Consider the following 21018-nt stretch of genomic DNA (forward strand, 5'->3'; position numbering starts at 1 on the left):
CGGATGGGCAGAAACCTGAGCCCAGCGCGCTCGATGCCCGGCTGGCAACCCGCTGTAAACAGGCCTCGAAAGCCCGGCTGCCGCTCGCGTTCATTGCCAACCTGTCGGGCCACAGTGTACAAATGCTCCCCCTCGGGAATGTGGGCAGGGGCAATTCCAACGTCCACTGGCCGCAATTGCTGAGCAATAAGCACAAGGACACCCCGTGGTACAGGCACCTCGATAGCCGCTGCAGACCGCGCAGCTATTGAACCCTGATGACAGGGCGCGACATTTACTTATAAGATCGCGCCTTCCCCATTTCGTCGCCGCATGCGGCCCCCAGCCGCCGGTCCCGCCTATTTTCTCGGAAAACCAGGCTTATCGACCGACGCAACTGTTGTACAAAAGGTAGTTAATGATGAGCGCAAGGCACTTTCTCTCGCTAATGGACTGCACGCCCCAGGAACTGCTGGGCCTGATCCGTCGTGGCATCGAGCTGAAAAACCTGCGCAATCGCGGCGTGCTGTTCGAGCCGCTGAAAAATCGCGTACTGGGGATGATCTTCGAGAAGGCCTCGACCCGTACCCGCCTGTCTTTCGAAGCGGGCATGATCCAGCTCGGCGGCCAGGCGATCTTCCTCTCCCCACGCGACACGCAACTGGGTCGCGGCGAGCCGATCAGCGACTGTGCCATCGTCATGTCGCGCATGCTCGACGCCGTGATGATCCGCACCTTCGCCCACAGCACCCTGACCGAGTTCGCCGCGCATTCGCGGGTTCCGGTGATCAACGGCCTGTCGGACGACCTGCACCCCTGCCAACTGCTGGCTGACATGCAGACCTTCTACGAACAGCGCGGCTCGATCCAAGGCAAGACCGTGGCCTGGATCGGCGACGGCAACAATATGTGCAACAGCTACATCGAGGCCGCCCAGCAGTTCGACTTCCAATTGCGTGTCGCCTGCCCCGAAGGCTATGAGCCGAACGCCACGTTCCTCGCCCAGGCCGGCGATCGCGTGACCATCGTCCGCGATCCGCGTGCGGCGGTGGCCGGCGCTCACCTGGTGAGCACCGATGTATGGACGTCGATGGGTCAGGAAGAAGAAACCGCCAAGCGTCTGGCGCTGTTCAAACCCTATCAAGTGAACCGTGCCCTGCTCGATCTGGCCGCCACGGACGTGCTGTTCCTGCACTGCTTGCCGGCCCACCGGGGCGAAGAAATCAGCGAGGACTTGCTCGACGACCCGCGTTCGGCGGCCTGGGATCAAGCGGAAAACCGCCTGCACGCGCAGAAGGCGCTGCTGGAATTCCTGGTCGAACCGGCCTACCACCACGCATGAGCCACCCACTGCTGCTCAATCTGCGCGACCTGGTTTGCGGCTACCGCGAACAACGCGTCGTGCAACACCTCAATCTGCACCTGAATGTCGGTGATATCGGCTGCCTGCTGGGGCCTTCCGGCTGCGGAAAGACCACTACGCTGCGGGCCATCGCCGGTTTCGAACCGGTGCTCGAAGGCGAGATTCAACTGGCCGACCAGGTCATCTCGCGCGCCGGTTTCACCCTGGCGCCGGAAAAGCGCCGGATCGGCATGGTGTTCCAGGACTACGCGCTGTTCCCGCACCTGAATGTGGCCGAGAACGTTGCCTTCGGCATCCGCAAACACCCCGAGCACGAGCGGGTAACCGCCGAACTGCTGGAGCTGGTCAAGCTCTCGGCACTGAGCAAACGCTACCCCCACGAGCTCTCGGGCGGCCAGCAACAGCGGGTGGCCCTGGCCCGCGCACTGGCCCCGGAACCGCAACTGCTGCTGCTCGACGAGCCCTTCTCCAACCTGGATGGCGAGCTGCGTCGGCGCCTGAGCCATGAAGTGCGCGACATTCTCAAGGCGCGTGGCACCAGCGCGATTCTGGTCACCCATGACCAGGAAGAAGCCTTCGCCGTCAGCGATCACGTCGGGGTCTTTCATGAAGGCCAACTGCAGCAGTGGGACACGCCCTACAACCTCTACCACGAGCCGCTGACACCTTTTGTCGCGAGCTTTATCGGCCAGGGTTATTTCATTCGCGGGCAGTTGCTGACTCACGACTCGGTGCAGACCGAGCTGGGCGTGATCCGCGGCAACCGCGCCTACACTTGGCCAACCGGCAGCGCAGTGGATGTCTTGCTACGCCCGGACGATATCGTCTATGCCCCGGACAGCGAGCAAAAAGCGCTGATCGTCGCCAAGACCTTCCTCGGTGCCGCGACCCTTTACCGCCTGCAACTCGCCACCGGCAGCCAGCTGGAATCGATCTTCCCCAGCCACGCCGATCACCAGCCCGGCGAACACGTCGGCATCCGCGTCGCCGCTGACCACCTGGTGGTATTCCCGGCGCCGGGCAGTGTCGCCGCGCATATCGCGCGGCCAGACTCCGGCGTACGCCGCTACAACACCACCACCTGATCGCGGCCGTTGCCCTTGGCTTGGTACAAGGCGCTGTCGGCCCGCTGCATCGTGTCTTCCCACGGTTCCGCGGAGCAATAGCGGCTCACGCCGACCGACAGGGTCAGGCGCAACTCCGGGCAGTTCTGCCAATGGGTGTCACGCAGGGTTTGCCGCAAGCGCTCAAGCACCTGCCGGGCGCCCGCCACGTCGGTGCAAGAGAACACCAAGAGAAACTCCTCGCCCCCCAGACGCGCGACGAAGTCCACGTCGCGTACCACCTGCTCGAACAAGCGCGCCAACTGACACAACACGCTGTCGCCCCCGGCATGTCCATAGCGGTCATTCACGCTTTTGAAAAAATCCAGATCGACCAGGCACAGGACAAAGTCATAGCTGCCACGGTCGGCCAAGGCCTTTTGCTGGCTGAGAATGTCCTTGGCGAAGCGTCGGTTGTACAACCCGGTCAGCTCATCGGTAATCGCCAGTTGCTGGATGCGTTCCAGCGCCAGCTGCAGGTCGCGGTTGCGCTCCTGCAGGGTTTCGCTCAGCCGGCTCATCTCCAGACCGAGCATCGACACCCCGCCCATCAGCACGAAGAACGCCAGTGCGCGGATCAGCTCGATGCGCAAATCGATTGCCGCGCCCTGCTTGAGCAGCGCCATGATCAGCACGGCATAGCAGGCCGCGGTGAACAGCCCGACGCGGACGAAGCCCGCCAAGCTCAGGCGAAAGGCGCCAAACATCAACGCCACCAGCGCCATCGTCAGAAACAGCGAGCGCAGGCCATCGGCGAAGTAGGCGCTGACGAACACCATGCCGATCGCCCAGCACATTTGCGCCAGCGTCAGGCTGGGGTCGCGAAAACGCAGATTGAGGCCAGTCCAGGTAAACAGCAGAAAACCGACGGCGCTGACCAGCACCGCGAAGGTCAGGAGCAGCATGCCCGCTAGCTGCAACTGCATGAAGCCAGCCGCGAAGGCCAGCCAGCACAGCAGCAGATAGCCGAGCGAAGCGCTGCTGGCCAGAAGGATACGGCGTACACGCAACAGTTGGTGGCGAGACTGCATCAGCTTCCCTACTCCCCAAGGACGGTGCGGCAGTATACCCAGACCCGCTCCGTGCGACAGTCGATACGTACTCAGCTCAACCAGAGACGTCCGCTGGCCACCAAGTGCGAGTACCCGGCGATCTTCACCCGCTCGCCCTCCAGCCGGCAGTGCAATTCGCCGCCACGGGCCGAGCATTGATAGGCCGACAGCGTCTGCTTACCGAGACGTTGTGCCCAGTAGGGGATCAGGCTGCAGTGCGCCGCACCGGTCACCGGGTCTTCGTTGATGCCAATCGCCGGAGCGAAGAAGCGTGAGACGAAGTCATGTTGCTCACCCGGCGCGCTGACAATCACCCCCAGCCAGGGCAGCTTGGCCAACACCGCGAAATCCGGCTGACAGGCGCGCACGGCATGTTCGGAGTCCAACAACACCAGCAGCTTGTCGGTACTCAGGGCATCGACGACAGGCACGCCCAGCGCCTGCTCGAGCGCCAGGGTCACACCCGCTTGCTGCGGCACCTGCGCGGGGAAATCCAGCACCAGCCGCTCACCCTCGCGGCTGACGCTCAGCGCCCCGGACTTGGAGATGAAATCGATCTGCTGACCCGGCTCGTCGTAGAGCTCGAACAAGGCATGGGCGCTGGCCAGCGTGGCGTGGCCACAGAGCGGCACCTCGACCGTCGGCGTGAACCAGCGAATATGCCAGGCCGCCCCTTCTTTCACCAAAAAGGCGGTTTCTGCCAGGTTATGCTCGGCGGCAATCTTCTGCATCAGCTCATCCGCCAGCCAGGCATCGAGACGATAGACAATCGCCGGGTTGCCACCGAACGGGCGCGCGCTGAAAGCATCGATCTGATGAAACTCGAGGTGCATGGCCTTAGATTCCTGAGAGGGAAAACGACGCCCAGCATGCCTCGTCGAGGCGGCGGGCGAACAATACAGTCGAGATTTTTTGCAACGCTACAGCTACACAAGCCTATCGCGCGAGCCATCAAAAACCAGTTGGAAAACTGCACTGTCTCAAGGCGGGCTGAGCGAGCACGGTGCACCATGCCCGCCAAAGATCATCGACAACAGTCACAATTACTTAACAAATCAGCAGCTTACAAAAGATGGCATGGTGCCTGCTATTGCAGCCCCCGGTCAGCACAACGGCGTGTCTGCCACAACCGACAACGACGTCACAGTAGCCCTCTCCTTTGGAGCCTTGGGCACTGTGGCGTTTTTTTTTCGATTTTGGCCCATCAGGAAAGATCCCCATGTGCTCAATCAAACGCACCGTGTTGTTCCTCGCCATCGCCAGCCCCGCCCTGACTTATGCCGCCACCGAGGAGGATTTCAGTAACCTGCTCAGCCAGGGCAAACCCATCTTCGACGCCCGTTATCGCTACGAGCACGTCGATCAGGACAACGCCCTCAAGCATGCCAACGCCCAGACCCTGCGTACCCGCGTCGGCTTCCAGAGCGGCAAGTGGTATGGCTTCTCCGGCCTGGTCGAGGCGGACAATGTCAGCCGCATCGGTGATGCCGCCTACAACGACACCCGCAACGGTCAGAGCGAATACGCCGTGGTCGCCGACCCGGACGGCAGCGAGATCAATCAAGCTCTGCTGCGCTACGACCATAGCCTCGGCAACGCGGTCGTCGGCCGCCAACGCATCAACCTGGACAATCAGCGCTTCGTCGGCGGCTCGGCCTGGCGGCAGAACGAGCAGACCTACGATGCCGCCCTGCTGCAACTCAAACCGCTCAGCGGGCTGACCCTGACCTATGCCTACCTGGACAACATCAACAGCATCTTCGGCCCGGAGGGGCAACACGGCTTCAAGACCAACCCGGCAAATATCGAAGGCCATAGCCACCTGCTGAACGCCCAGTACGTGGCCATGCCGGAACTGACCGTGACGGCCTACCACTACCTGCTCGGCCTGGACAACCTGGCGGTGTCCGCCGCGGCGCCCTTCGAGACCTCGTCGAGCAAGACCAGCGGCCTGCGCCTGAACGGCGTCCTCTCCGGCGTCAGCTACGCCCTCGAATACGCGCAGCAGAAGGACTACGAAGACAACCCGCTGGAACTGGACAGCGACTACTACCTGGCCGAGTTGGGTTACACGGTCAAAGGCGCGGCACTGAAAGCGGGCTATGAAGTGCTCGGCGGCGACAACGGCACGGGCAACCGCGCCTTCCAGACGCCGCTGGCGACCAAGCACATCTTCCAGGGCTGGGCCGACCTGTTCCTCACCACGCCAGCAGGCGGCATCAAGGATGCCTACTTCGGCGGCACACTGCCGCTCTGGGGTGGCAGCGCACAGGCCTGGTACCACGATTTCCGCGCCGAACAAGGTAGCAGCCAGTACGGCGAGGAATTCGATGTGGCCTACAGCCACCCGATTCCAGGGGTCAAGGGCTTGGTCGGGATGCTGAAATACGCCGACTACGATGCCGACGATTTTGCCGTTGATACCCAGAAGCTCTGGGCCCAACTGCAATACACCTACTGATGGCCCAAGCCCCGGCATGCCGGGGCTTACCGTTGAATCTGCGCGGTGGCGATGCCACCGCGCCGCAGGAGGCACTCAAATGCTCAAACGTTTCCTTCTACTGTTCGGCCTCAGCCTGATCAGCCTGCCGAGCTGGGCCGTGATCAGCGATGCAGAAGCCATGAACCTGTCAGGCATGCAGCGCATGCTCAGTCAGCGCATCGCCAAGAATTACCTGATGATCGGGGCACAGATTCGGGCCGAAGTGGCCATTCGGCAGCTTGACCAGAGTGTGGCCAAGTTCGAGAGCAACTATCAGGCGCTCAGTGACTACGCGCCTACCGCTGATATTCGCAGTGCGTTGAACGACGCGCGGCTGACCTGGAACGACTACCGTGAACTGGCGTTGTCTACACCGGACAAGCCACGGGCCATGCAGTTGCTGGAGCTGAGTGACCGCTTGCTGGCCCAGAGCGAGAAGCTGGTGCAACTGATCGAGCGCCATACCGGCAGCAGCAATGCTCGCCTGGTAAACCGCAGTGGCCGCCAGCGCATGCTCAGCCAGCGTATCGCCAAACTCTATGTGGCCATGAGCTGGCACCTGCCGGTCAGCGCGCTGGATGCGCAGTTCCAGAACTCGGTGGATGAGTTCGACGTGGCGCTGAAGGAGTTGCAGGGCGCCGAGCAGAACACCCCGGCGATCAGCAAGGCCCTGCAACAGGCGGATGCGCAGTGGCGCTTCTGCCGCGCCGGCTTCCGCCTCTCGGCGGACTCGCGCTACGTGCCAACGGTGATCACCACCAGCACCGAGACCCTGCTGATGCAGATGAACGAGCTGACCACCGCATATGAAGGGGTGATGCAGGCGGGCTCCTAAAACGCCCAAAGCCCTTACATCCCCGTAGGAGCGGGCCTGCTCAGCCTTCGCTGCGTACCCGCTGCACGGCATCCAACCAGCCGGCGTAGAGCTTGCGGCGGTGATCCTCGGCCATCCTCGGGGTAAAGCGCTTCTGCCGATGCCAGTGCCTGGCGACAGCCTCCAGGTCAGGATAGAGACCGGCCTGCAACCCGGCCAGGTAGGCCACACCCAATGCCGTGGTCTCGGTCACTTCCGGGCGCTCAACCGGCACGCCGAGGATGTCGGCGAGAAACTGCATGACCCAGTTGTTCTCTACCATGCCGCCGTCGACCCGCAGCGCGCTGGGTGCGGCGGCACCGTCCTGGCGCATGGCTTCGAGCAGGTCACGGGTTTGGTAACAGACCGACTGCAGGCCGGCGGTGACGATTTCCTTGATCCCGGTATCGCGGGTCAGGCCGAAGATCGCCCCCCGCGCCTTCGGGTCCCAGTACGGGGCGCCGAGCCCGGTAAAGGCCGGCACCAGGTACACGCCGCAGGCATCGCCGGTCTGCTCGGCCATGGCTTCGGTGTCGCGCGCATGGCTGATCAGCTTGATCCCATCGCGCAGCCATTGCACCGCCGCGCCGGCGACGAAAATACTGCCCTCCACCGCATAGGTGACCTTGCCGCCGAGGCGATAACCGACTGTGGTGAGCAGACGGTTCTGCGAGACGACGGGCTGCTCGCCGGTGTTCTGGATCATGAAACAGCCGGTGCCGTAGGTGCTTTTCACCATACCGGGCTGGAAGCAGGCCTGACCGATCAAGGCCGCCTGCTGGTCGCCGGCCATGCCCAGCACCGGAATGCTGGCGCCGAGCAGGCTCGCCTCGGTGCTGCCGAAGTCCGCCGCGCAATCCAGTACCTCCGGCAGCAGGCTGGCCGGGATCTCGAACAGGGCGAGCAGGTCGGCATCCCATTGCTGGGTATGGATATTGAACAACAGGGTGCGCGAAGCATTGGTCGCATCGGTCTTGTGCGACTTGCCGCCGGTCAGGCGCCACAGCAGAAAACTATCGACCGTGCCGAAGCGCAATTCGCCGCGCTCGGCACGCTCGCGGGCGCCCGGCACCTGCTGGAGAATCCAGCGCAATTTGGTGGCGGAGAAATAAGGGTCGATCAGCAGCCCGGTCTTGGCCGCCACCGTCGCCTCATGGCCAGCCGCCTTGAGTTCGGCGCAGTAATCGGCGGTACGTCGATCCTGCCAGACGATGGCCGGATGGATCGGCGTACCATTGAGCGCATCCCAGACCAGCGTGGTTTCCCGCTGATTGGTGATGCCGATGGCGGCGATCTCACTGGCATTCAAACCGCCTTGCTGCAACGCCTCGCGGCAGACCTTGAGCGTGCTCAGCCACAGCTCTTCGCCGTCATGCTCGACCCAACCGTCCTTGGGAAAGTACTGTTTGAACTCCTGCTGCGCCCGCGCCACCGGCAAGCCCTGGGCACTGAAGACAATCGCACGGCTGCTGGTGGTGCCTTGGTCGATGGCAAGAAGGTACTGGGACATCATGGCTTCCTTATTATTTTGGCCGCGTAAAAAGTGCGACAACGTCGGCGCACGCGGGGTTTCACGGCGCTGGAGCTTACTGAAAACCGTTGCAGCAGTTTCCTGGCGAACGCTTTAGCGGTAAACGGCTAATCGCGGCCGATGCCGGCGAACTGTGCCTGGCAGTGCTGCGCCAGCACATCCGCAGCCAACTCGACCTCCAGACCTCGGCGCCCGGCACTGACATAAATCGTCGTATGCAACTTGGCCGATTCATCGATAAAGGTCCGCAGACGCTTCTTCTGCCCCAACGGGCTGATACCGCCGAGTAGATAACCCGTCGAGCGCTGCGCCGCCGCCGGATCGGCCATATCGACCTTTTTAACCCCAGCGGCATGGGCCAGCGCCTTGAGATCCAAGGTACCGGCAACCGGCACCACAGCGACCAGCAACTCGCCCTTCTCGCTCGCCGCGAGCAGGGTCTTGAACACCCGCGCCGGCTCCAGCCCAAGCTTCTGCGCCGCCTCCAGGCCATAGGACGCGGCCTTGGGATCATGGCTGTAACTCAGCACCCGATGCTCGGCACGGGCTTTTTTCAACAGGTCGATGGCAGGCGTCATGTTCGAATGTGAAAATAATCTGACAAAGTTCGCGTACCTTAGCCGAAAATTCTGACACTGGCAGCCTATAATGCCGAGCAAAACAAGGAAGCCTGCATGAACCTGGCGCCCCGGCAGCAAAACATTCTCGACCTGGCCCGCGAGCGTGGCTACGTCAGCATCGACGAACTGGCGCAAGCCTTCGCCGTGACCCCGCAAACCATTCGCCGCGACATCAACCAGCTGGCCGAACAGGGCCTGCTGCGCCGTACCCACGGCGGCGCCGCGAGCGAGGCATCGAGCACCCAGAACACCGCCTACGCCATGCGCGCCGGGCTGATGCGCGAAGAAAAGCAGCGCATCGCCGAGGCCATCGCCGCCCAGATCCCCGACCACGCCTCACTGTTCATCAGCATCGGCACCACCACCGAAGCCATCGCCCGCGCCCTGCTCAATCACCGCGGGCTGAAGGTGATCACCAACAACCTGCACGTTGCCGCCCAGCTCAGCGACAAAGCCGATTTCGAAGTCCTGGTCGCCGGCGGCACGGTGCGCAGCGATGGCGGCATCGTCGGCCAGCCCGCGGTCGACTTCATTCAGCAGTTCAAGGTCGACTTCGCCCTGATGGGCATCAGCGGTATCGATGACGACGGCAGCCTGCTCGACTTCGACTACCAGGAAGTCCGCGTCTCCCAGGCGATCATCGACAACGCCCGGCAGGTCTTCCTCGCCGCCGACTCAAGCAAGTTCGGCCGCAATGCGGTGGTACGCCTGGGCTCCATCGGCCTGGTCGACCGGGTCTTCACCGACAGCGCGCCGCCCATCGCGGTGGCCCGCTTGCTGACACAGCAGAAGATCCAACTGCAACTGGTCTGACCGCGCCCCACCGGAACCCTGCGAACACCCACTCGGCCTGTAAGCGAACGCACAGCTGGCCAATAGCGAACTATTCGACTACCATTTTCGGAAATGAACATAACAACGTTCACTTTCGACTGTAGAGGCCCGCAATGCGCGCAAACCCCAACTCCAGCAACTCGATTGCCGAAGTCTATGACCTCGCGGTGGTCGGGGGCGGCATCAATGGTGTCGGCATCGCTGCGGATGCAGCCGGGCGCGGCCTGTCGGTGTTCCTTTGCGAAAAGGACGATCTGGCCCAGCACACCTCGTCCGCCAGCAGCAAACTGATCCATGGCGGCCTGCGCTACCTCGAACACTATGAGTTCCGCCTGGTGCGCGAAGCCCTGGCCGAACGCGAGGTACTACTGGCCAAGGCCCCGCACATCGTCAAACCGCTGCGTTTCATCCTCCCCCATCGGCCACACCTACGGCCGGCCTGGATGATTCGCGCCGGCCTGTTCCTCTATGACCACCTCGGCAAGCGCAAGCAACTGGCCGGTTCGCGCAGCCTGCGGTTCGGCGCTGGCAGCCCGCTGAAAGCCGAGATCAGCCGTGGCTTCGAATACTCCGATTGCTGGGTCGACGATGCGCGCCTGGTGGTGCTCAACGCCATGGCCGCACGGGAGAATGGCGCCCATGTACATACCCGCACCCGCTGCGTCAGCGCGCGACGCAGCAAAGGCCTGTGGCATATCCACCTGGAACGCGCCGACGGCAGTCTTTATTCGATTCGCGCTCACGCCCTGGTCAACGCCGCCGGTCCCTGGGTGGCGCGCTTTATCCAGGATGACCTGAAGCAGAAGTCGCCCTACGGCATCCGCCTGATCCAGGGCAGCCATATCATCGTGCCGCGCCTGTTCGAGGGCGAGCAGGCGTATATCCTGCAGAACGAAGACCGCCGGATAGTTTTTGCCATTCCCTACCTGGAACGCTTCACCCTGATCGGCACCACCGACCGCGAATACCAGGGCGACCCGGCCAAGGTGGCAATCAGCGAGGAAGAAACCAGCTACCTGCTGGAGGTGGTCAATGCCCACTTCAAGCACCCGCTCAGCCGTGCCGACATCCTGCACAGCTTTGCCGGGGTGCGGCCGCTGTGCGACGACGAATCGGATGAGCCGTCCGCCGTGACCCGTGATTACACCCTGGCGTTGTCGGCCTACCCAGGCGAGGCGCCGCTACTGTCGGTGTTCGGCGGCAAGCTGACCACCTACCGTAAGCTCGCCGAGTCGGCCCTGGCGCAACTCGCTCCGTATTTCCAGAACCTGAAACCGAGCTGGACCGCCAACGCTCCGCTACCCGGCGGTGAACAGCTGGAAAGCCGCAGCGCGCTGGTCGAGGCATTGTGCGACTGCTTCGGCTGGCTGCCCACGCAACTGGCCCGCCGCTGGGCCAGCACCTATGGCAGCCGCAGTTGGGTGCTGCTCGACGGCGTGCATGAACTGAGCGATCTCGGCGAACACCTGGGGGCCGGCCTCTACACCCGCGAAGTGGATTATCTGTGCCGCGAAGAGTGGGCCTGCGACAGCGCCGACATCCTCTGGCGGCGAACCAAGCTGGGGCTGTTCATGACCCCGGGACAGAAAACCCGGCTGGCCAACTACCTGCAGACCGAGCACCCGCACCGCCCGCAAAACAGCCACGCGGCCTGAACCATTTCCCAAATTTGAATTGCAAGCCCCTTCGCCCCGCTCATGCGGGGCTTTTTTATAGCTGGGCCAACCCGACCGGCTGCCGATGGGCCGCGAGATAGGGCAACACCGCGGCCAGCAGCGGCGCCTTGAACGCCTCCTGAAAACGATGGGCCAAGCCTGGGATCAACTTCAGTTTCGCGCCTTTGATATGCGCGGCGACATGCACGCCATGCATCACCGGCAACAGCGGGTCAGCGGTGCCATGCACCACCAGGGTCGGCACGCGCAGGCGATTGAGCAGCTCGACACGGCTCGGCTCGGCGAGAATGGCGAGCATCTGCCGCTGCACCCCTTCCGGATTGAAGGCGCGGTCGTAGGCGATGGCCGCCTGCTGGCGGAGGAATTCGCGCTCGTCGCTGACATCCGGGCTGCCCAGGGCCGCAAGCAGATCAGCCTGCTGTTCGATGGCCACGGCGCGACTCGGTGCCTCGCGCCGGGCCAGCAAGTGCATCAATGCCGGGCTCGGCGCGGGCAGGCCTTGGGCGCCGGAGCTGGTCATCACCAATGTCAGGCTCTGCACCCGGGCAGGAGCCATGTCGGCCATGTGCTGGGCGATCATGCCGCCCATGCTCGCGCCCAACACATGGAAGCTCTGCACCTGCAGCGCACTCATCAGGCCCAGCGCATCGCTGGCCATATCGCGCAGCTGATAAGGCGCCGACACCGACAGACCGACCTGATAACGCAACACTTCATAGGTCAGATTGACCATGGGGGTGCCGTGCGCCCAGGTCGAGAGGCCGACATCGCGGTTGTCGTAGCGGATCACCCGAAAACCTTGCCGACACATAGCCGCCACCACTTCATCCGGCCAGTGGATCAACTGCCCACCCAGGCCCATGACCAGCAACAGCGCCGGGTCGGAGTCGCGCCCGATGCTCTGGTAAGCGAGATTCACCTCGCCCACGTTGGCCATTTGCGTCGGCACATCGACATCGCAGCGAGAAGCCGCAAAAGACGGCAAGCCGCACACCAGTGCAGCCAGGAAAAGTAGCGCACGCATAGAAAACACCAAAACGCAGAACCCCAGTAGGACGCGAGTTTGGTGATATTCCATCGAGCGCGCTGCCACAGAACCGTGACAGTTTGATGAAGGCCGCCGAGCGGTCATGCCATCGGTGACGAGTAACCGCTGAAAGACGTGCGGCGGAAAGCGCAAACCCAACGGAAGCGGACTTGACCGCGCTGCTTTCGCCTCACGGGTATGCGCGAGCTGGCGCGCACCTATGAAGGACGCCGCCGCACTGTCGCCAATTCATCCGTGTCGGCTCCCAGCCTACAAACCTTGCGCCCTGGATTCCCGTTTGCGCGGGAATCCAGGGCGCAGCTCGCACAGGCATTAGGCTCAGGCCAACTGGCTGCGCAACTGCCGCGCCGCCGCGACCATATTGATCAACGCCGCCTCGGCCTCCGGCCAGCCACGGGTTTTCAAGCCGCAGTCCGGGTTGACCCACAGCCGTTCGGCGGGGATGCGCTGTACCGCTTTGCTCAGCAGTTTGACCATCGCCGCGGTGTCCGGCACTTGGGGCGAGTGAATGTCGTAGACGCCCGGGCCGATATCGTTCGGGTAGTCGAACGCCTCGAAGGCATCCAGCAACTCCATATCCGAGCGCGAAGTCTCGATGGTGATGACGTCGGCATCCATCGCCGCGATCGACTCGATCACATCGTTGAACTCGCTGTAGCACATGTGCGTGTGGATCTGGGTTTCGTCGCGCACGCCGCTGGCCGTCAGACGGAAGGCCGCCACCGCCCAGTCGAGATAGGCCTGCCACTGTGCCCGGCGCAACGGCAAACCTTCGCGGAACGCCGCTTCGTCGATCTGCACGATCTTGATCCCCGCCGCTTCCAGGTCGAGCACCTCGTCACGGATGGCCAGCGCCAGTTGCCGGGCCTGCACGTCACGCGGCACATCGTCACGGGCGAAGGACCACATCAGCATGGTCACCGGGCCGGTCAGCATGCCTTTCATCACCTTGTCGGTAAGGCCCTGGGCGTAGCTGATCCACGCCACCGTCATCGGTCGCGGGCGGCTCAGGTCACCGTAGATTACCGCCGGTTTGACGCAGCGCGAACCGTAGCTCTGCACCCAACCGAAGCGGGTGAACAGATAGCCGTCGAGCTGCTCGGCAAAGTACTCGACCATGTCGTTGCGCTCCGCCTCGCCGTGCACCAATACGTCCAGGCCGAGACGCTCCTGCGCCTCGGTCGCATGGCGGATTTCGTTGTGCATGGCCTCGGTGTACTCGCCGAGGGAGAGCTTGCCACGCTTGAACGACTGGCGCGCCAGACGAATCGCCGCGGTCTGCGGGAAGGAGCCGATCGTCGTGGTGGGAAACGCCGGCAGCTGCAGGCGGGCGCGTTGCACCTCGATGCGCGCGCTGAAGGGCGAGCGCCGCTGACTGTCCGCGGCCGTGATCGCCGCCAACCGGGCCTGCACCTCGGCCTTGTGGATGCGTGGTGATTGCGCGCGGCTCGCCTGCACCGCGCGGCTTTCAGCCAGGGCCGCGAGCACGGCGGGGGCTTGCGGCGCGCTCAGCGCCTTGGCCAGCACGGCAATTTCGTCGCACTTCTGCACGGCGAAGGCCAGCCAACTGCTCAGTTCGGCATCCAGCTGCTCTTCACGCCCCAGGTCCACCGGACTGTGCAACAGCGAGCAGGAGCCGGCCACCCAGAGGTTGTCGCCGAAGCGCAGCTGCGCCTCCTGCAGCTGCGCCAGAGCCTGTTCCAGATCGCAACGCCAGACGTTACGCCCGTTGACCACGCCCAGCGACAGGACTTTGTAGGTCGGCAGCCGGTCGAGCACCGCGCCCAGCTGTTCCGGTGCGCGTACCAAGTCGATATGCAGGCCCTGCACCGGCAGCCCGGCGGCCAGCCCGAGGTTGTCTTCCAGGCCACCGAAGTAGGTGGCGAGCAGCTTCTTCAACGGCGAGTACTGCAACAGGTGATAGGCGCGCTCGAAGGCATTTTTCCAGTCTTGCGGCAGGTCCAGCGCGAGGATCGGCTCGTCGATCTGCACCCATTCCACACCTTGGGCGGCCAGGCGCCCGAGGATTTCGCCGTAGAGCGGCAGCAGGCGCTCGAGCAGCTCCAGCTTGTCGAAACTGGCGCCTTTGGCCTTGCCCAGCCACAGGTAAGTCAGCGGCCCGATCAACACCGGCTTGACGCTGTGGCCAAGCGCCTGCGCCTCCTCGACCTCCTCGAACAACTGCTCCCAGCTCAGTTTGAACTGCTGGTCCTGGCTGAACTCGGGGACCAGGTAGTGGTAGTTGCTGTCGAACCACTTGGTTAGCTCTTGTGCGAGCTGGGGTTGCGCATGGGCGCCGCCGCAGCAGGCTTGCCCGCCCGTGCTGCCAGCAGCGCCGCGCGCCATGGCGAACAGCGTCTCCAGGGTCGGCAGCCCGGCCGGCGGGCGAAACCGCTCGGGGATCACACCGAAGGTCAGCGAATGGGTGAGCACCTGGTCGTACCAAGCGAAATCGCCCACCGGCAGCAGCTCGATGCCGGCGTCTTTCTGCACCTGCCAATGGGCGGCGCGCAACGCGCGGCCAACGGTACGCAAACCGGCCTCGTCGAGATCGCCTTGCCAATAGGCTTCCAGCGCCTTCTTCAGTTCACGGTCGCGACCGATACGGGGGAAACCAAGGTTGTGTGCCAGGGCCATGTCAAAACACCTCCATGCAAATGATGGGGGCCATTGTCGACAAGCCATGCTTCATGAGACAAACTCAACGTATTCGCGTTCATCGATAGATTAATTCATAGTCAACTTACCCGCGCCTACAAAAAGCTCGACGCATATCCACATCACCATGAGGCACGCTGCATGCTGGAATTTCGCCACCTCAAAACCCTGCACGCCTTGCGCGAGGCCGACAGCCTGGTGGATGCCGCCGAGCGTCTGCACCTGACCCAATCCGCCCTCTCTCACCAGTTCAAGGAGCTGGAGGAGCGCCTGGGCATGCCGTTGTTCGTGCGCAAGACCAAGCCCGTGCGCTTCTCCAGCGCCGGCTTGCGCCTGCTGCAACTGGCCGACGCGCTATTGCCGCAACTGCGTGCCGCCGAACGTGACATGGCGCGGCTGGCCGGCGGCACCGCCGGCCGGTTGCACATGGCGATCGAATGCCACAGCTGCTTTCAGTGGTTGATGCCAACCATCGACCAGTTCCGCGATGCCTGGCCGGAAGTCGAGCTGGACCTGGCCTCGGGTTTCTCCTTCGCGCCGCTGCCGGCCCTGGCCCGTGGCGACCTGGACCTGGTGGTGACGTCCGACCCGATCGAGCTGGCCGGCATCACCTATGTGCCGCTGTTCACCTACGAGGCCATGCTCGCGGTGGCCAACCAGCACGGCCTGGCGAACAAGCCATACATCGTGCCCGGCGACCTGGCCAAGGAAACCCTGATCACCTACCCGGTGGAACGCGATCGCCTGGATATCTTCACCCGCTTCCTTGAACCGGCCGATATCGAACCGGCGCAGGTGCGCACCTCGGAGCTGACGGTGATGATGATGCAGCTGGTGGCCAGTGGGCGCGGCGTTTGCGGCCTGCCGAACTGGGCGCTGTATGAGTACAGCTCGCGCGGCTACGTGACGGCCAAACGCCTCGGCGACAAAGGCCTGTTCGCTACCCTGTACGCCGGCATCCGCACCGACATGCTGGATGCGCCGTTCATGCGCGACTTCCTGCTCACCGCCAAGGACACCTCCTTCGCCACGCTGGAAGGCGTCAGTGCCGCTCGCAGCTGACTGTTTGAAACCGCCTGAAATGCCAACACCCAGTTACCCGCTGCCTTATGGGGCAGCGGGTGAGCAGCTTGCTGACGCCCCATCATCGTGAAGAACTCCACCGTGCTGATGAGGTTCAGTGAACCAGCTTCGGCCAGCTCACTCTTGAGGGCCAAACCGGGTAGAACGGCATCGCGTTCGGAAGGGGGCGGTGCTCACAGAAGCCTCCTTGGGAGATGAGGAGCCGTCGCCGAAATCGATGGAAGCCGCCGGTCGAGGATTGCCTCGCCGCTCAGCGCCCCCCGTCCTCCCAGTCCACCCAGTCCACCGGATGAGTCATGAGATAGCTGCTGACGGCGGCCCCCATTGTCGGAAAGAACGCCGCTTCGCCAAGCCGCGCGAAAAGCCCGAATCGCTTCAGCTTGTCCTTGACGGGGTCCTTCATCTCGGCCACGCACAACTCGATGCCAGCCGCGCGCAAGGTTTCGTCCAGCTCGGCCAACATGTCGGCGGAGGTCACGTCCACGCTGGTGACGGGTTCCGCCGCAACGACCAACCAGCACACTGGCGTAGGCGATGTAGCCACTGCGTCCAGCACTCGGTCATGGAACAACTCGGCGTTGGCGAAAAACAAGGGCGCATCCCAGCGAAACAGGACCAGGCCGGGGATGAGGCGCGCATCGGGATAGCGCGTGATGTCGTGGTAGCCCTTGACGCCGTCGGCACGTCCCAGTACCGCGGAGTACGGCCGCCAGCCATCCCACAGGAATTCGATGACGGCAATCACGATGGCCAGGCCGATGCCCTCAATCGCGCCCAGCATGGCCACGCCGACCGTGCAGACGATCGATAGCCAGAACTCCCAACGCTGGATGCGATAGATTCGTCGCAGGTCGGTGACCTCGATCAGGCCGATGGCCGATGCGATCACGACGGCAGCCAGTGCGCTGGTGGGTAAATTCTGCAACAGGTCCGGCGCCACCACTAGCAGTAAGGCAACAGCAAGCGCGCCGACGACTCCGGTCAGCTGGGTTCTGGCGCCTGCGGCCTCGGCTACGGGGGTGCGCGACGAACTGCTGCTGATCGGGAAGCCCTGAAAAAATCCGGCGGCCAGGTTGGCGACGCCGAGCCCCACCATCTCCTGGTTCGGGTCGACATAGGTACGGGTCCGCGCCGCATAGACACGAGAGAGCACGCTGGTGTCGGCGAACGAGACGAGGGCGACGGCGCAACCGCCGATCAGGACGGGGACGATATCGGCGGTGGTGATCCAAGGGATGGCGAACGCAGGCAGGCCTTGTGGAAGCGAGCCGAGGACCGACACATCAGCACGCGCCGCAAGATCCAGCATGCCTACGGCGACGGTCGCTCCTGCCACGGCGATCAGGATGCCCGGCAAGCGCTTGCTGCCCCTGAGCAGCAGGATCACCACCAGGGTGGCTGCGCCGACCATGAACGTGGTCCAGTTGGTCTTTCCATCCACCACCGCTGTGGCGATGGCCCATACGTTTCTCAGCGGTCCGTCGGTTTCAATCGAAAAGCCGAAAAACTTGGGCAGTTGGCTGATCAATACCGTCAGCGCGATGCCGTTCATGTATCCGTAGCGGATCGGTTTGGAAAGAAGCTCGGTGACGAAGCCCAGGCGCGCTACGCCGGCCAGGATGCACACCATCCCCGACACGATCGCCATCATGCCCGCAAGGGCGACTGCGCGATGCGGGTCGCCACCGGACAGCGACAGGACGACGGCGAGGATCACGGCAGCCAGCGAGGAATCCGGCCCCAGCACCAGAATCCGGCTGGGGCCGAACAACGCATAAGCGAGTAGCGGAACGATGGTTGCGTAGAGGCCATAGATGCCGGGTACGCCCGATGCCACCGCGTAGGCGATGCCGACGGGCACCAGCATCGTGGTCAGCACCAGCCCGGCCACAATGTCGTGTCGCAACCAAGCCATTTGGTATCCGCGCAGCGTGCGCAGTCCCGGCAGCCAGCGGCCCCAACCGGTCTGATCGTCGCCCGTATCCCTGCGCGCAATCCGGCCCGGTTCCGGGAGGGGGGGCGAAGAATCCGAATGGCTCATAGGACTTTGGTCCTTTGGTGTACAGCGCAGATTGGCTTAAACCTACCCCTCAGAATTTTTCGGGAATTCGCCTGAGCGGATAATCCGGTTCACGATAGCCGCCTTGCTATCGAAAGGTGCTATCGAAAGGGGTCGGAGTGAATTATCTGTGAGCCTGCCGGCAGCTGTGAAGCCAAGTGATTTTCCCAAGGCATGCCTTGCCCTTGAATACCCTTCCCCCACTCGATTCAGTTCTGCTCTCTGTATCCACGCTGAGACGCACACAAAGTGGGGGGATTACCGTGCCACCTACTCCTCAAAGCGACCCGTGGCGTCACGATCGCGCTCGTACCGTCTCATGAGCGGAAACGGCGGCAACCAGGACTCGCGACGGACGATCCAGCTTTCGTAGGTTGGCATCAGTTGGTCAGGGGCATCCAGGGATCCCAGGTTCACTTCGATTTCGTCTGCGGTGCGGGCGAACATGGACGAGCCGCAGCGGGGACAGAAAAACCGCCCGGCGTAGTCGCGTGTTTCGCCATCGATCGTCACCGCATCCTGAGGGAACACCGCGGAAGCGTGAAAAAGGGCCCCATGATGCTTGCGGCAGTCGAGACAGTGACAAAGGCCGACCCGGTATGGGAGCCCCGACGCCACAATTCGGACGTTGCCGCACAGGCAACCGCCTGTGAATCGGTCCATGCTGCGTCTCCTCTAAAATCAAGCGGTCGAAATGTTTACAACGAACCCCGTCGGGCGTCCATGAACAATGCGCCAGCCTTTTTGGCTGCAGGTCGACTAAATGCAATTACGCACTCAAGGCCAGGCACCCGGGGGCAGATGAAACAGGCCGGTGAATTCGAAACGATTCGGGCCCGCTATCGGTGAGCTCAGTTGACGATCACACTCATGTTCCTGCCGCTGGCCTTGGCCACATAGAGCGCTTTATCCGCCGCACCGATCAAAACCTCCGGCGAGTCCTCTTGCACCGGGATGCGGGCACTGACGCCCACGCTGACGGTGACCAGGCCCGCCGGGCTTTCGCTGTGCGGGATCTGCGCCTGCTGCACGGCCCGGCGGATTTTCTCCGCGACTAGAAACGCGCCCACCGAGTCGGTACCGGGCAGCACCACGGCAAACTCCTCGCCACCATAGCGGGCGGCCAGATCGCCAGGGCGCTTGATGCTGTCCCTGACGACGGCACTGACGACCCGCAGGCACTCGTCGCCGGCGGGATGGCCGTATTCGTCGTTGAAGCGCTTGAAGTGATCGACATCGATCATCAGCAAGGCAACCGTTTCCTGATTGCGCCTCGCCCGGCCCATCTCGGCGTGGATGAAAAGATCGAACTGGCGCCGGTTTGCAAGACCCGTCAAGCCATCCTCCAAGGCCAGCAACTCGAGGGTTCGATTCACCTCGAGGAGTTTCTCCTGGGCGTTGCGCAATGCGTTCTGCACATGATTCTGCTGCTTCATGAGGCGAATAAGTCGATAGCCGAGCGTGCCTAGAATCGCTAATAGCAGTGAGGCTATCGCCGCGCTGAGCAGCGACTCTTTACGCCAACTGGCCAGAATTTCGTGCTTTTCGAATGCCGCGAAAATGACCAAGGGATAGCCATCGACCCGGCGAAAGCCCACCACCCGTTCAACACCATCGACGATCGATTTGACGGTTGCCGTGCCAAAAGAAGCCTTGGGGAGCAGTTGAGTGAATAACGGGCCTTTGGCGACGCTACTGCCGATCTCGACCTCGTTGAACGGGCGACGCACCAGGATCCTGGCGTCAGCCGAGATCAGGCTGATGACCCCGTTGCCGCCGACATCGAGGCTTTTGTACAGCTTGAGAAAGTGTTCCAGGTAGATGGTGGCTATCGCCACACCGGCGAAACTGCCGTCCGGATGATTGATCCGGCGCGAGACGGTCAGGATCCAATCCCCCGTGGAGCGGCTGCGGATCGACGGCCCGATGTGCGGCCCTCGGTCAGGATGGTCACGATGAAAAATAAAGTATTCGCGGTCGGCGTTGTTGGCGTTAGGCGGGATGACACCGCTCGAATTCACCAGCCAGCGCCCTTGCTCGTCGTAGATGAACAGCCCGTGCATCTGAGCCAACTCGGCACGCTGAGTGCTGAGCAGGCGCTGCATTCTTTGCAACTGCGCAGGACCTGTGCCATCCGTTTCAAGTCGTTCCACCAGCCCCAGAAGAACAGTGTCTACCTGCTTGATCGTCGCCTGCACTTGCGAAGACAGGGTCTGCGCAAGATTCGACATCGCGATTTCTTTGTCATGCAATCGATATTGGCGGGAGGTCCAGCCTCCCCAGACAGCCACTACCGCCAGCGACAGGCATACCGCGACGACAAAAAAGATCGCATGGCGGACCTTGAGTGTCACCTCGCGCTCTTCAGTCGGTACAGGTAAGGAGTTGCGAGTAGACATTGCCTCATGACCTACAGCCCAAAAGTGCGGCAAGTGTATAGGTCTTGGTACATGGCAATCGACGTTTTCTCTTCTCGCCGACCCGCAATCCGGTGGCGCATGCCACGGGAATAGCAGGATTGCGCTCAGCACCCTGGTGCTCGACCTGCGCTTATCGCGCGCGCGCCATGGATCAATAAAATATCTATTTATTGGATTTTTCTAAGCGTTTATTTGCACATTTCAATCAAATTCATCTGATCAGGATAAAACCCACAGCCACTGAGAAGAACGTGGAG

At 62.8% G+C, this 21018-nt stretch carries 16 protein-coding genes; 7 read left to right on the forward strand and 9 right to left on the reverse strand.

Going from position 1 to position 21018, the window contains the following annotated elements:
- Positions 1-400 precede the first annotated feature (400 nt).
- Positions 401-1321 (forward strand): ornithine carbamoyltransferase, encoded by a 921-nt coding sequence (argF, locus tag AC3IYG_RS16940; protein WP_489310348.1) that lies wholly within the window; start codon positions 401-403, stop codon positions 1319-1321.
- Complete coding sequence (locus tag AC3IYG_RS16945) at positions 1318-2427, forward strand: ABC transporter ATP-binding protein (RefSeq protein ID WP_489310350.1); 1110 nt, start codon at positions 1318-1320, stop codon at positions 2425-2427. The genes argF and AC3IYG_RS16945 overlap by 4 nt, the downstream gene beginning before the upstream one ends.
- Here the strand turns inward: AC3IYG_RS16945 and AC3IYG_RS16950 are convergent.
- Both AC3IYG_RS16950 and AC3IYG_RS16955 read right to left on the reverse strand, forming a co-directional pair.
- Positions 2409-3476, reverse strand: a complete 1068-nt coding sequence (locus tag AC3IYG_RS16950; protein WP_489310352.1) for a GGDEF domain-containing protein — start codon at positions 3474-3476, stop codon at positions 2409-2411. The two genes, AC3IYG_RS16945 and AC3IYG_RS16950, sit on opposite strands and share 19 nt — an antisense overlap.
- A 71-nt stretch (positions 3477-3547) precedes the next feature.
- Positions 3548-4330, reverse strand: coding sequence for a PhzF family phenazine biosynthesis protein (locus AC3IYG_RS16955; protein ID WP_489310354.1), 783 nt, complete (start codon positions 4328-4330; stop codon positions 3548-3550).
- Between the two features lie 386 nt (positions 4331-4716).
- On the opposite strand from AC3IYG_RS16955, the gene AC3IYG_RS16960 reads away from it, so the two are divergent.
- Both AC3IYG_RS16960 and AC3IYG_RS16965 read left to right on the forward strand, forming a co-directional pair.
- Complete coding sequence (locus AC3IYG_RS16960) at positions 4717-5958, forward strand: alginate export family protein (RefSeq protein ID WP_489310356.1); 1242 nt, start codon at positions 4717-4719, stop codon at positions 5956-5958.
- Positions 5959-6037: 79 nt separating this feature from the next.
- Positions 6038-6814: a type IV pili methyl-accepting chemotaxis transducer N-terminal domain-containing protein gene (locus AC3IYG_RS16965; RefSeq protein WP_489310358.1), complete on the forward strand. Its 777-nt coding sequence runs from the start codon at positions 6038-6040 to the stop codon at positions 6812-6814.
- A 40-nt stretch (positions 6815-6854) separates the two neighbouring features.
- Here AC3IYG_RS16965 and glpK read toward each other — a convergent pair whose 3' ends face one another.
- A complete protein-coding gene (glpK, locus tag AC3IYG_RS16970; protein ID WP_489310360.1) occupies positions 6855-8342 on the reverse strand; it encodes a glycerol kinase GlpK in 1488 nt (495 codons plus the stop codon).
- Between the two features lie 128 nt (positions 8343-8470).
- Positions 8471-8941, reverse strand: coding sequence for a Cys-tRNA(Pro) deacylase (gene ybaK, locus AC3IYG_RS16975; RefSeq protein ID WP_489310362.1), 471 nt, complete (start codon positions 8939-8941; stop codon positions 8471-8473).
- Positions 8942-9037: 96 nt separating this feature from the next.
- On the opposite strand from ybaK, the gene AC3IYG_RS16980 reads away from it, so the two are divergent.
- Together AC3IYG_RS16980 and glpD are read left to right on the forward strand one after the other, a co-directional pair.
- A complete protein-coding gene (locus tag AC3IYG_RS16980) occupies positions 9038-9796 on the forward strand; it encodes a DeoR/GlpR family DNA-binding transcription regulator (RefSeq protein ID WP_489310364.1) in 759 nt (252 codons plus the stop codon).
- Between the two features lie 134 nt (positions 9797-9930).
- Positions 9931-11472 carry a glycerol-3-phosphate dehydrogenase gene (gene glpD / locus AC3IYG_RS16985; RefSeq protein WP_489310366.1) on the forward strand — a complete coding sequence of 514 codons (1542 nt, stop codon included), beginning with the start codon at positions 9931-9933 and terminating at the stop codon, positions 11470-11472.
- A 55-nt stretch (positions 11473-11527) separates the two neighbouring features.
- On the opposite strand, the gene AC3IYG_RS16990 is transcribed toward glpD, so the two are convergent.
- Together AC3IYG_RS16990 and metE are read right to left on the reverse strand one after the other, a co-directional pair.
- Positions 11528-12517 carry an alpha/beta fold hydrolase gene (locus AC3IYG_RS16990; RefSeq protein ID WP_489310368.1) on the reverse strand — a complete coding sequence of 330 codons (990 nt, stop codon included), beginning with the start codon at positions 12515-12517 and terminating at the stop codon, positions 11528-11530.
- Between the two features lie 342 nt (positions 12518-12859).
- On the reverse strand, positions 12860-15178 hold the full coding sequence (metE, locus tag AC3IYG_RS16995) for a 5-methyltetrahydropteroyltriglutamate--homocysteine S-methyltransferase (protein ID WP_489310370.1): 2319 nt from the start codon (positions 15176-15178) through the stop codon (positions 12860-12862).
- A 162-nt stretch (positions 15179-15340) separates the two neighbouring features.
- Here metE and metR point away from each other — a divergent pair, with 162 nt between their 5' ends.
- Positions 15341-16261, forward strand: a complete 921-nt coding sequence (gene metR, locus AC3IYG_RS17000; protein ID WP_489310372.1) for a transcriptional regulator MetR — start codon at positions 15341-15343, stop codon at positions 16259-16261.
- Positions 16262-16532: 271 nt separating this feature from the next.
- On the opposite strand, the gene AC3IYG_RS17005 is transcribed toward metR, so the two are convergent.
- From AC3IYG_RS17005 to AC3IYG_RS17015, 3 genes are all read right to left on the reverse strand, one after another.
- On the reverse strand, positions 16533-18323 hold the full coding sequence (locus tag AC3IYG_RS17005; protein WP_489310374.1) for a SulP family inorganic anion transporter: 1791 nt from the start codon (positions 18321-18323) through the stop codon (positions 16533-16535).
- A 288-nt stretch (positions 18324-18611) separates the two neighbouring features.
- The gene (locus AC3IYG_RS17010) at positions 18612-19004 is read right to left on the reverse strand and encodes a GFA family protein (RefSeq protein ID WP_489310376.1); all 393 of its coding nucleotides are present in this window, start codon (positions 19002-19004) and stop codon (positions 18612-18614) included.
- A gap of 188 nt (positions 19005-19192) precedes the next feature.
- A complete protein-coding gene (locus AC3IYG_RS17015) occupies positions 19193-20740 on the reverse strand; it encodes a sensor domain-containing diguanylate cyclase (protein WP_489310378.1) in 1548 nt (515 codons plus the stop codon).
- Between the last annotated feature and the right edge of the window lie 278 nt (positions 20741-21018).

It is taken from the genome of Pseudomonas sp. KH_027, from assembly GCF_057838565.1.